Raw genomic sequence first — 11,561 nt, 5'->3', positions numbered from 1 at the left:
GTCCGCCGTGCCGGGCGGACGGGGTCTCAGTCGTCCTTGGTGAAGGGGGTGAAGCCGACCGCCCGCTTCTGCTCGGCGCCGACGGCGGCGTAGCCGATGACACCGGCGGGGACGACCGTCACGTTGCCCTTGGTGTCCGTCAGGGTCAGCGGGGACCCGGAGGACATGGCCGCGGTGATCAGTTCCACGGCCTCCGGCGCCTGGAGGGCGGAGTCGACGACGATCTCCCGGGCGACGTGCTGAACACCGATCTTGATTTCCATGGTTCCTCCTGGACAGGGCTGCGGGATGCGTCCCGGTCAGTCTAGGAGGGCGCTACTCCCAGTCCTCGTCGATGATGGAGATTCCGCCCCAAGCTAAACGGAAGATCTGGCGCTGGGCCTCGGCCCGGCCGCCGGTGCCCGGGTTGCGGATCCAGTGCACCGCGGCGGTCTGCGCCATGCCGGTGAGGGAGCGCGAGACGAGCACCGCGTGCGGGTGGCTCAGTCCCGCGTTGGGCCCGAGGACCCCGGCGATCGAGTCCGCCACGGCCAGGTGGAAGCTCTCGAAGCGCTCCGCGACCTCCGGGTCCGCCAGCAGGTCCGACTCGAAGATCAGCCGGTGGGCCTCCGGATTGGCCTCCACGAAGCCGAAGTAGACGTCCAGCATGGACTCCACCCGCTCGCGGTTCACGTCGCTGCCCTGCAGGGCCGAGACGAGCCCGGTCGAGAGCTCCTGGAGGTAGTGGTCCACGAGGGCCAGGTACAGCTCGCGCTTGCCGGGGAAGTGCTGGTAGAGCACGGGCTTGCTCACCTGGGCGGCGTCGGCGATGTCGTCCATGGACGACCCGTGGTAGCCGTTCGAGGAGAACACGGTCAGCGCCGTCTCGAGCAGCTGCCGCCGGCGGGCTTCGCGCGGGAGGCGCGCGGGGCGGCCTCTCCTGGTCTCAGTCATGAACCGTTCCTCCTCAACCGGCCGGCGGCGCCGGCCGAACGAATGCTGCCCTACCCCGCGGCCTGGGAGCGGCGGGCGGCCTCCGGCGGCGCCTCGGCCGCCGGGGGCGCGGTCCCCTCTGCGGCGGGGGCGGGGACCTCGATCCCGTACAGCGCCGCCAGACCGGTGATGTACTCGTCCTGTCGGCCCTGCGCGGCGAGCTCGCGCGCGCGGACGGTGGGGGTGTGCAGCAGGGAGCGGACCATGCGCCGCATCGCGAGCTCGATCTGCTCCTGCGCGGCCGTGCATCCGTGGTGGGAGGTGACCTTCTCGAGCTCGGCGTCCAGGACGGCCATGGTGTGCTTGCGCAGGGCGACGATCGCGGCGTCCATGTCGCGGGCGTCCTGGCTCGCGGCGAACTCCTGGGCGGCGCGCTCGACGATCCCGCTCGCGGCGTCGACGGACTCCCGGGTCTCGTCGGGGGCGGCCACGCGCACCGACTCCAGGGTGATGAGCTCGACGCCGGGCAGGTCCGCCACGGCGGGGTCGAAGTCCCGGGTCAGGGCCAGGTCGACCACGGTGCGGGACCCGGCGGGGAACGCGGCGGCGCCCATGGGGGCGGAGCCGCCGCTGCAGCCGATCACGACGTCGGCGCGCTCCAGGGCCGCGGCGAGCTCCTCGGTCCCCACGGGCGTGCCGCCGCGGTTCTCCGTGAACTGTCCGGCCCGGCCCGACGCCGAGTACACCTCGATGTCCGCGCAGCCGCGGTCGCGCAGGGCGGCCATGGTCGCCCCCGCGTAGGCGCCCGTGCCGAACACGAGGGCCCGGCGCGACGTCCAGGTGCCGGACGTGACGTCGTCGGCGAGGTCCAGGGCCACGGAGACGATGGAGCGGCCCCGCTCGCCCAGGGCGGTCTGCGTGCCCACCTTGCGGGCGGTGCGGGCGGCCGCCTCGAACAGCCGCTGGAGCTTGCCCGAGACCGTCCCGGCCTGCTGGGCGTCGTTGAGGGCGCGCCGGACCTGCCCGGTGATCTCGCGCTCGCCCACCACGGCGGACTCCAGTCCGGAGACCACGGTGAAGAGGTGGCGCGCGGCGCCGGAGTCGGTGAAGGCTCGCAGGGAGTCGGCCACGAACTCGGGGTCGAGCCCGGCCCGGGAGCCGATCTGCTCCGCGAGCTCGGCCAGGACCCGGTCCAGTGCCGCGCCGGACGAGACGCCCGGTGCGTCCTCGAGCTCGCCGTAGATCTCGAGCCGGTTGCACGTCGAGAGGGTCACGGCCCCCCGGAGCGGTCCGCTGCGGACCATCTCCTCGGACAGCCCGAGCGCACCGGTGCTGAGACGCGCAACGGTGTTCAGATCGACGTTCTGATGGGAGGCGACGAGAGCGAAGAGGACCACAGTGCATTCATACTAGACGGTCACCGCGGATCGGCGACTCGGTGACGTCCGAGAGACCGCTCACGTCCGTCACCGTCCGGCCCGCACCGGTCCCCGGTGACGCTGCGTCGGTAAACGACGTCGGTGTTCCTTGGCACAATGGGAGCACTATGCCTACCACCCCTGAGACGGCGAGCACGCCGGACACGTCGACCGCAGCCGTTCCCGGGCACTCCACGGGCGGCACCCACCCCTCGGCGGCGTTCCGGCGCCTGACCGGATCGCTCGGGGCGCTGCCGCAGGGCCATCCGCTGCGCTCCGCCGGCACGCTGGACGCCCCGCTGCTGCAGGCCCTCACGGGCCGCGCGCCCGACCGCCGCCCCGTGTGGTTCATGCGGCAGGCGGGCCGGTCGCTGCCGGAGTACCGGTCCCTGCGCCAGGGCACCGCCATGCTCGACGCCTGCCTGGACCCCGCGATGGCCGCCGAGATCACGCTCCAGCCGGTGCGCCGGCACGACGTCGACGCCGCCATCTTCTTCTCCGACATCGTCGTGCCCATGCGCGTGGCCGGCGTCGACGTCGAGATCGTCCCGGGCCGCGGGCCCGTGCTGGAGCGCCCCGTGCGCACGGCCGCCGACGTCGCCGCCCTGCCCGAGCTCGACGAGGCAGCCCTCGACCCGATCCGCGAGGCCGTCGCCCGCACCGTCGCCGAGCTCGGCACGACCCCGCTCATCGGCTTCGCGGGGGCGCCCTTCACCGTGGCCGCCTACATGGTCGAGGGCGGGCCCTCCCGGGACCACCTGCTGCCGCGCACGATGATGCACGCCGACCCGGCGGCCTGGCGGGCGCTCGCCGAGTGGGCGGCTCGGACGTCCGGGGCGTTCCTGCGCGCCCAGGTCGAGGCCGGCGCCTCGGCCGTGCAGCTCTTCGACTCCTGGGCGGGCTCCCTGTCCCTGGCCGACTACTCCGAGCACGTCCTGGAGCACTCGACGGCCGCGCTGCGCGCCGTCGAGGACCTCGCCGTGCCCCGCGTCCACTTCGGGACGGGCACGGGCGAGCTGCTCGCCGCGATGCGGGACGCCGGCGCGGACGCCGTGGGCGTGGACTACCGGATCCCGCTGACGGAGGCCAACAAGCGGCTCGGCGGGTCCACCGTGCTGCAGGGCAACATCGACCCGGCCCTGCTCGCCGCCCCCTGGCCCGTGCTCGCCGAGCACGTGCGCGAGGTGCTGCGCGGCGGGGACTCGGCCCCCGGGCACGTCGTGAACCTCGGCCACGGTGTCCCGCCGGGCACCGACCCGCAGGTGCTGACCGACCTCGTGTCCTTCGTCCACGACCAGCCGCTGGAGCAGTCCCCGGGCGGTGGCCGGCCGTGAGCGCAGAGCCGGACCGCAGGCCCGCCCGCAGGACCCCGCCCCGCTCCGCCCTCGTGGTGGGCGGCGGCGTGTCCGGCCTCGTGGCCGCCCGCGACCTGGCCGCGCGCGGGCTGCGCGTCACGCTGGTCGAGGCCGAGGACCACCTCGGCGGCGCCGTCGGCGCCCACCAGGTGGCGGGCCTCGTCCTGGACTCCGGCGCCGAGTCCTTCGCGACCCGCTCCCGGGCGGTCCCCGAGCTGCTGGACGAGCTCGGGCTCGGTGAGCGGGTGGTGCACCCCAACCGTTCCGGCTCGTGGCTCTTCCTGCCGGAGGGCGCCGTGCCCGCCCCCGACTCCGGGATCCTGGGCATCCCCGCCGACCCGACCGCTCCCCGGCTGCGGGCGGCCCTCGGCCGGGCCGGCATGCTCCGCGCGGGCCTCGACCGCAGGCTGCCGGCGTTCGTCGGCATGACCGAGCGGTCCCTCGGCGGCCTCGTCCGGGCCCGGATGGGGGAGCGGGTGCTCGACCGGCTCGTCGCGCCGTTCGCCACGGGCGTGCACTCCGCCCACCCCGACGACCTCGACGTGGACGCCGTGGCACCCGGCCTGCGCCGGGCGCTGCGCGAGCACGGCTCCCTCGGCGCCGCGGCGGGCGCCCTGCGCCGCGCCGCGCCCGCGGGGGCGAACGTGGCCGGGCTGCGCGGCGGCATGAACGCCCTGTCCGAGACCCTCGTGCACGACCTCGAGCGGGCGGGCGTGAAGCTCGTCACCGGCTACGACGTCATCGCCCTCGACCGCGACCCCCGGCGCGAGGGCTGGATGGTCATCCAGCGCCAGCCGCGCTTCGGCCACAAGACCGCCGTGGCCCGCGGGGAGCTGCTCGTGATGGCCGCCGACGGGACGACCGCCGTCCGGCTCCTCGCCAGCCACGAGGAGGGCCTCCAGCGGTACGCGCCCGGGGCCGGGCCGCAGGTGGCCCTGGCCACGCTCGTGGTCGACGAGCCCCGCCTCGACGGCGCACCCCGGGGCACCGGACTGCTCGTGAGCGAGGACGCCCGCGGCGTGCGCGCCAAGGCCCTCACCCACGCGAGCGCCAAGTGGGACTGGGTGCGGCAGGCCGCCGGCCCCGGCCGGCACGTGCTGCGGCTCTCCTACGGCCGCGCCCAGCCCGACGCCACCGCCGTGCCCCCGGAAGTGGCCCTGCCCGACGACCAGCTCATCCGGCTGGCCCTCTCCGACGCCTCGACCCTCATGGGCATGCCCCTGCGGCCCGCCCAGCTCGTCGGCGCGGACATCGTGCGCTGGCGCTCCGCGCTGCCCCGCGCCGGCGTCGGGCACGCCCGGCGGGTCGCCGACTTCCGGCGGGCGCTCGCGGAGCTGCCCGACACCGTCGCGGTCGGCGGGTGGCTCGCGGGCACGGGCCTCGCCTCCGTCGTCGCCGACACCCGGGCCCAGGTCCGCGCCCTGCTCGCCGAGGCGGGCGTCCCGGACGACGCCGCGCCGGCCGCCTCCGAGCCGGCACGGACCCCACCGACCAGCACCCGACGAAAGGACTGATCCTTGTCCCACGACACCAGCCCCCACGAGCACGGCCACCCCACGGCCTCGCCCGAGCCGACGCAGGACGGCGGCACGGAGCGGCTGCACTGGGCCGTCTGGTCCGTGTTCGCCCGCCCCGCCGGCGGTGCCGAGTCCCGGACGGCCGGCGACGACGCCTCCGCGGCGGCCGAGTTCGACGGCGTCGTCGAGCAGCTGGCGGCCGAGGGCGTGACGCTGCGCGGCGCCTACGACGTCTCGGGGATGCGCGAGGACGCCGACGTCCTCACGTGGCTGCACGGCGACGACCCCCAGGCGCTCCAGTCGGCGGTCCGCCGGCTGCGCCGCACGGAGCTCCTGGCCGGCACCGCACAGGCCTGGAACGCGATGGGGGTGCACCGGGACGCCGAGTTCACCCGGAACCACTCGCCGTCCTTCGCCCGCGGTGTCGCCCCGGAGGACTGGGTCTGCGTCTACCCGTTCGTGCGCTCCTACGAGTGGTACTACATGAACGCCCAGCGCCGCTCCGAGATGCTGCGCAACCACGGCATGGCGGCGCGCGACTACCCGCAGGTCCTCGCGAACACCATCGCGTGCTTCGGGCTCAACGACTTCGAGTGGCTGCTCGCGCTGGAGGCCCCCGAGCTCGTGGACCTCGTCGACGTCATGCGTGCCTTCCGCAACACGGAGGCCCGGCTGCACGTGCGCGAGGAGACACCGTTCTACACGGGCCGGCGGATCCGCACCGAGGAGCTCGCGGAGGTGCTCCGGTGAGCGCCGAGAACGCCCTGTCGCGGGCCCGCGCGCACGCGCCCGAGGACTACGACGCCGTCGTCCTCTCGTCCTTCGGCGGGCCGGAGGGGCAGGACGACGTCCTCCCGTTCCTGCGCAACGTCACGAAGGGCCGCGGCATCCCCGACGAGCGGCTCGAGGAGGTCGCCACCCACTACCGGGCCAACGGCGGCGTGAGCCCCATCAACGCCCAGAACCGTGCGCTGCGCTCCGCCCTCGAGGCCGAGCTGCTCGGCCGGGGCCTGAGCGTGCCCGTGCTGTGGGCCAACCGCAACTGGGCGCCCTACGTGACGGACGTCGTGCGGGAGTGCCACGCGCGCGGCCTGCGCAGGCTCCTGGTGCTCGCCACCAGCGCCTACTCCAGCTACTCCGGCTGCCGCCAGTACCGCGAGGACTACGGGGTGGCGCTCGAGGAGCTCGGCCTCGGGGACGAGATGCAGGTCGACAAGGTCCACCAGTACTACGACTCCGAGGGCTTCGTGCAGCCCTTCGTCGAAGGCCTCCGGGAGGGCCTCGCGCAGGTGCGCGGCCGGCTCGGCGCCGACGGCGGCAGGATCGCGGTCCTGTTCTGCACCCACTCCATCCCCACCACCGACGCCGAGGCCTCCGGGCCGGCCCGGATGGACTTCGAGGAGGGCTCCGCCTACGTCGCCCAGCACCTGGCCGTGGCGCGGACCGTGCTGGAGCGCGTGGGACCGGAGGAGCTCGGGGACCACACCTGGGACCTCGTCTACCAGTCCCGCTCCGGGCCACCGCAGGTGCCGTGGCTCGAGCCAGACGTCAACGACGCCCTCGAGGAGCTCGCCGAGCGCGGTGTCGCCGGTGTGGTCCTCGTGCCGCTGGGCTTCGTCTCCGACCATATGGAGGTCAAGTGGGACCTCGACACCGAGGCCCTGGAGACCTGCGAGCGGCTCGGCCTCCCGGCCGTGCGCACCCCCACCGCGGGCACGCACCCGGCGTTCGTGGCCGGGCTCGCCGACCTCGTGGAGCAGCGCGTCGCCGGGCGCGCCGCCCCGCCGCGGGTCTCCGCGTGCGCCCAGGGCACGTGGTTCGACGACTGCGCCCCGGACTGCTGCGTCAAGGTGCTGCGCGGCGCCACCGGGCCCCGCCCGACCATCGCGCAGCGCCCCCACGGCGAGCCCATCCCGGCGGACCTCGACGAGACCGGGGAGGTGCGGTGGGCGTGACGGCCGCGGCGCAGGAACTTCCGGTGTTCAGGGTCGGGACCCGCGGCTCCCGGCTCGCGCTCACCCAGACCACCACGGCGGCCCACGCCGTCGCGGCGGCGGGCGGGCTCGAGCCGGAGCTCGTCACGATCCGCACCGAGGGCGACGTCCTGACCGGGCCCCTGTCCCAGATGGGTGGCACCGGGGTCTTCGCGACGGCACTGCGGGCCGCGCTGCTGGCCGGCTCCGTGGACCTGGCCGTGCACTCCCTTAAGGACCTGCCCACCGCTCCCGTGCCCGGTCTCGAGGTCGCCGCGGTGCCGGAGCGGGAGGACCCCCGGGACGCCCTGTGCGCCCGCGACGGGCTCACCCTCACCGAGCTGCCCCCCGGGGCGACGGTCGGCACCGGCTCCCCGCGCCGCGCGGCGCAGGTGCGCGCGGCCCGCCCCGACCTGGAGATCGTCGACATCCGCGGCAACGTGGGCACCCGTCTGGGGCGCGTGGCCCCGGGCGACCTCGACGCCGTGGTGCTCGCCGCCTCCGGGCTGCGGCGGCTCGGGCTGGAGGCGGCGATCACCGAGCTGATCGACCCGTCCGTCATGCTCCCCGCGCCCGGGCAGGGCGCCCTGGCCCTGGAGTGCCGCACCGAGGACGCCTCCGGCGACACCCCGCTCGCCGCCGGCCTCGCCGCGGTGGACCACCTGGAGACCCGCCTGGCCGTGACCGCGGAACGCGCGCTGCTGACCCGGCTCGAGGCCGGGTGCGCGGCGCCCGTGGGCACCTTCGGGCGGATCGAGGACGGCGAGCTCGTGCTCGACGTCGTGGTGGCGGACCCGGACGGCAGCCGGCTCATGCGCCGCAGCGGCCGCACCGCGGGGGGCGGCGTCGACGACGCCCGCGCCCTCGGCATCCGGCTGGGCGACGAGCTGCTCGCCGACGGCGCCGGCCGGCTGGCCCGGTTGACGCTCTGAGACCCGTGCCGCACCCCGGCCCCGCCGACCGCTCCACGGACCCGGCCGCCGCCCTGCGCGGCGCCGGGGTCGTCGTCACCCGCTCCGCCGACCGGGCCCGGGAGCTCGTGGAGCTGCTGCGCGGGCACGGGGCCCGGGTCCGGCTCGCCCCGCTGCTCGAGGCCACCCTGCCCCGGGACACCGGTCCGGTGGCTGCCCTGCTCGACCGCGCGGCGGATCCGGAGTCCGCCGCCCGGACCTGGCTGGTGGTGACCTCGGTCAACACGGTCCGCGCGCTGCGCGCGGTCGCCGGGGACGCGGCCGGCGCGGCGCTCGGCGACCGGTGCGCGGCGGCACGGCGGGCCGGTCTGCGCGTGGCCGCGGTGGGGGACGCCACGGCCGCGGCCCTCACGGCGGCCGGGCTGGTGCCGGACCTCGTGCCGAACACGGCGCACTCGGCCGCCGGGCTGCTCGCCGACTGGCCTCCGGAGCCCGCTCCCGGCACGGTCCTGCTGCCGCTCTCCGCCCGGGCCCGGCCCACCCTCGAGGCCGGGCTGAGCGCCCGGGGGCACCGGGTCCTGACGGCCACGGCCTACGAGACCGTGCCCTGGCCGGCCCCCGCGCCCCTCGCGCGGGCGGCCCCGGCCGACGGCGCCGACGACCACGTGGACGAGCTCCACCGGTCGGAGCTGCTGACGGTCCTGGCCGCGGGCGAGGTCGACGCCGTGGTGCTCACCGCGCCGTCCCACCTCGCCGAGCTCGTGGGCGACGACCCCGCCGTCCTGGCGGGCACCGTCCTCGTGGCCATCGGCGAGCCGACGCGGCTCGCCGCCGCCGGCCGCGGCCTGCCGTCCGTGGCCGCCGCCCTGCCCACCCCCGAGGGGATCCGCGACGCCCTCGCCCGGGCCCTCTCGGACCCGGGGCGGGCCGCTCACCCGGCTCCGGAGGTGCCCGCGCCGACGCCGACGACACCGGTCCCGCCTTCGACGACACTGGTCGCGCCCCCGACCCTGACGACAGCGTCTCCCACGACAGCCGCCGCACCGACCACACCGACCCCGACGGCAGCGACTCCGACGACAGCCGCCGCACCGACCACACCGACCCCGACGACCGAGGAGACGAACTCCGTGACCCACCGAACCCCGCGCTACGACCTGGTGTCCCGCCCCCGCCGCCTGCGCACCACCCCGGCCGTGCGCCGTCTCGCCGCGCAGACCAGGGTCCACCCGTCCGACCTCATCCTGCCCGTGTTCGTCCGCGAGGGCCTCGCCGAGCCGGCCCCACTCGGCTCCATGCCGGGGGTCGTCCAGCACTCGATGGACTCGCTCCGGCGCGCCGCCGCCGAGGCGGCGGCCAAGGGCCTCGGCGGGTTCATGGTCTTCGGCGTGCCCGCCGAGCGGGACCCCGAGGGCAGCGCCGGGTGCGACCCCGAGGGCATCCTGAACCGGGCGCTGCGCGCCGTCCGCGCCGAGGTCGGCGACGACCTCGTGGTCATGGCCGACCTGTGCCTGGACGAGTTCACCGACCACGGCCACTGCGGCGTCCTGGCCGACGACGGGACCGTGGACAACGACGCCACCCTGGAGATCTACGGCCGGATGGCCGTGGCCCAGGCCGAGGCGGGCGCCCACGTGCTCGGCCCGTCCGGCATGATGGACGGCCAGGTCGGCGTGATCCGCTCCGCCCTGGACGAGGCCGGGCACCCCGACGTCGCCGTCCTCGCCTACTCCGCGAAGTACTCCTCCGCGTTCTACGGCCCGTTCCGCGAAGCCGTGGACTCCCAGCTCCAGGGCGACCGCCGCACCTACCAGATGGATCCCGCGAACCGCCGGGAGGCGCTGCACGAGCTGCAGCTGGACCTGGACGAGGGTGCCGACATGGTCATGGTCAAACCGGCCATGAGCTACCTCGACATCCTCCGCGACGTGGCCGAGGTCTCCCCGGTGCCCGTCTCCGCGTACCAGATCTCCGGCGAGTACGCCATGATCGAGGCTGCCGCCGCCAACGGCTGGATCGACCGCCGGGCCGCGATCCAGGAGTCCGTGCTGTCCATCCGCCGCGCAGGTGCCGACTCCGTGCTCACCTACTTCGCCGTCGAGCTCGCGGACTGGTTCCGCGACGAGAACGGCCTCTCCTGACCCCCACCGTCCCCCGAGCCGGCACCCCCGGCGAAAGGAAGCAGACAGATCCCATGAGCGTTTCCCAGGAACTCTTCGACCGTGCGCGCAAGGTCATGCCCGGCGGGGTCAACTCGCCGGTGCGGGCCTTCGCGTCCGTGGGCGGCACCCCGCCCTTCATCACCGCGGCCAAGGGCCCGTACCTCACCGACGTCGACGGCCGCGAGTACGTCGACCTCGTCAGCTCGTGGGGGCCCGCCCTCGTCGGGCACTCCCACCCGGCCGTCATCGAGGCGGTGCACGAGGCCGTGGAGCGTGGTCTGTCCTTCGGGGCGACGACGCGCGGCGAGACCGAGCTGGCCGAGCTCGTGGTCGAGCGGATCGGCGCCATCGACGAGCTGCGCATGGTCTCGACCGGCACCGAGGCGGCCATGACCGCGATCCGCCTGGCGCGCGGTGTGACCGGCCGGGACCTCGTCGTGAAGTTCGCCGGGTGCTACCACGGGCACGTGGACTCCCTGCTCTCCGAGGCGGGCTCCGGCGTCGCGACCCTCGCCCTGCCCGGCTCCGCCGGGGTCACCGCGGCCACCGCGGCCGAGACCCTGGTGCTGCCCTACAACGACCTCGCCGCCGTGGAGGAGGCCTTCGCCGCCCACCCGGGCCGGATCGCGGCCGTCATCACCGAGGGCGCGCCCGCCAACATGGGCGTGGTCACCCCGGTCGAGGGCTTCAACGCGGGCCTGCGCCGGATCACCCGCGAGCACGGGGCCCTGATGATCTTCGACGAGGTGCTGACCGGGTTCCGCGTGCACGAGGCCGGCTACTGGGGTCTCACCGCCGCCGGCGAGGACGGCTGGGAGCCCGACCTCTTCATGTTCGGCAAGGTCATCGGCGGCGGCCTGCCGGTCGCCGGTGTGGGCGGACGGGCCGCGGTCATGGACCACCTGGCGCCCCTGGGCCCCGTCTACCAGGCCGGGACCCTGTCCGGGAACCCGGTGGCGATGGCCGCGGGCGCGGCGACCCTGCGCACCGCGGACCGGATCGCCTACCAGACCGTCGACCGGCGCTCGGCGCAGCTGCAGGAGGCGGTCCGCGCGGCGCTGACCGAGGCCGGGGTGGACCACTCGATCCAGTCGGCCGGCAGCCTGTTCTCGGTGGCCTTCGGCACCTCCGCCACCGGTGTGCACGACTACGCGCAGGCCAAGGCGCAGGAGACGTTCCGCTACCCGGCGTTCTTCCACGCGATGCTCGACCAGGGCGTCTACCTGCCCCCGTCGGTGTTCGAGGCGTGGTTCCTCTCGGCGGCGCACGACGACGCCGCGATGGACCGGATCGTCTCCGCCCTGCCGGCCGCG

General features: G+C 75.6%; 10 protein-coding genes and 1 pseudogene. 8 read left to right on the top strand and 3 right to left on the bottom strand.

From position 1 onward, the window contains the following. Nucleotides 1–26 precede the first annotated feature (26 nt). The 3 genes from ACYVM4_RS03965 to ACYVM4_RS03955 are packed head-to-tail and all read right to left on the bottom strand — an operon-like array spanning nt 27 to nt 2,309. The gene (locus tag ACYVM4_RS03965; RefSeq protein WP_368820285.1) at nt 27–263 is read right to left on the bottom strand and encodes a DUF3107 domain-containing protein; all 237 of its coding nucleotides are present in this window, start codon (nt 261–263) and stop codon (nt 27–29) included. Between the two features lie 52 nt (nt 264–315). Further along, a complete protein-coding gene (locus ACYVM4_RS03960; protein ID WP_368820284.1) occupies nt 316–933 on the bottom strand; it encodes a TetR/AcrR family transcriptional regulator in 618 nt (205 codons plus the stop codon). Between the two features lie 50 nt (nt 934–983). After that, nucleotides 984–2,309: a glutamyl-tRNA reductase gene (locus ACYVM4_RS03955; RefSeq protein ID WP_368820283.1), complete on the bottom strand. Its 1,326-nt coding sequence runs from the start codon at nt 2,307–2,309 to the stop codon at nt 984–986. A 149-nt stretch (nt 2,310–2,458) separates the two neighbouring features. Here ACYVM4_RS03955 and hemE point away from each other — a divergent pair, with 149 nt between their 5' ends. The 8 genes and pseudogenes from hemE to hemL all read left to right on the top strand — a co-directional run. Next, on the top strand, nt 2,459–3,664 hold the full coding sequence (gene hemE / locus ACYVM4_RS03950) for a uroporphyrinogen decarboxylase (RefSeq protein WP_368820282.1): 1,206 nt from the start codon (nt 2,459–2,461) through the stop codon (nt 3,662–3,664). Continuing rightward, nucleotides 3,661–5,199 (top strand): protoporphyrinogen oxidase, encoded by a 1,539-nt coding sequence (gene hemG / locus ACYVM4_RS03945; protein ID WP_368820281.1) that lies wholly within the window; start codon nt 3,661–3,663, stop codon nt 5,197–5,199. The genes hemE and hemG overlap by 4 nt, the downstream gene beginning before the upstream one ends. Nucleotides 5,200–5,202: 3 nt before the next feature. Then, nucleotides 5,203–5,952 carry a hydrogen peroxide-dependent heme synthase gene (gene hemQ / locus ACYVM4_RS03940; protein ID WP_438612790.1) on the top strand — a complete coding sequence of 250 codons (750 nt, stop codon included), beginning with the start codon at nt 5,203–5,205 and terminating at the stop codon, nt 5,950–5,952. Then, entirely contained in the window at nt 5,949–7,157 is a 1,209-nt protein-coding gene (locus ACYVM4_RS03935; RefSeq protein ID WP_368820280.1) for a ferrochelatase, read from the top strand. The genes hemQ and ACYVM4_RS03935 overlap by 4 nt, the downstream gene beginning before the upstream one ends. A gap of 23 nt (nt 7,158–7,180) precedes the next feature. Beyond that, nucleotides 7,181–8,107 (top strand): hydroxymethylbilane synthase, encoded by a 927-nt coding sequence (hemC, locus tag ACYVM4_RS03930; RefSeq protein WP_368820279.1) that lies wholly within the window; start codon nt 7,181–7,183, stop codon nt 8,105–8,107. A gap of 5 nt (nt 8,108–8,112) precedes the next feature. Then, nucleotides 8,113–8,961: pseudogene (locus ACYVM4_RS03925) on the top strand (uroporphyrinogen-III synthase); the annotation flags it as partial. 255 nt (nt 8,962–9,216) lie between these two features. Continuing rightward, the gene (hemB, locus tag ACYVM4_RS03920) at nt 9,217–10,227 is read left to right on the top strand and encodes a porphobilinogen synthase (protein ID WP_368820357.1); all 1,011 of its coding nucleotides are present in this window, start codon (nt 9,217–9,219) and stop codon (nt 10,225–10,227) included. 53 nt (nt 10,228–10,280) lie between these two features. Then, the coding region (gene hemL, locus ACYVM4_RS03915) for a glutamate-1-semialdehyde 2,1-aminomutase (RefSeq protein WP_460667726.1) at nt 10,281–11,561 on the top strand (1,281 nt) is incomplete at its 3' end.

The sequence above is a fragment of the Kocuria himachalensis genome, assembly GCF_054784195.1.
The sequence above is the reverse complement of the archived record's forward strand: the minus strand, read 5'-3'. Positions and strand labels throughout refer to the sequence as shown.

What these genes read in the sequence shown, in the direction of transcription:
- ACYVM4_RS03965 (WP_368820285.1), bottom strand. Translation starts at nt 263, where the DNA reads ATGGAAATCAAGATCGGTGTTCAGCACGTCGCCCGGGAGATCGTCGTC.
- ACYVM4_RS03960 (WP_368820284.1), bottom strand. Translation starts at nt 933, where the DNA reads ATGACTGAGACCAGGAGAGGCCGCCCCGCGCGCCTCCCGCGCGAAGCC.
- hemE (WP_368820282.1), top strand. Translation starts at nt 2,459, where the DNA reads ATGCCTACCACCCCTGAGACGGCGAGCACGCCGGACACGTCGACCGCA.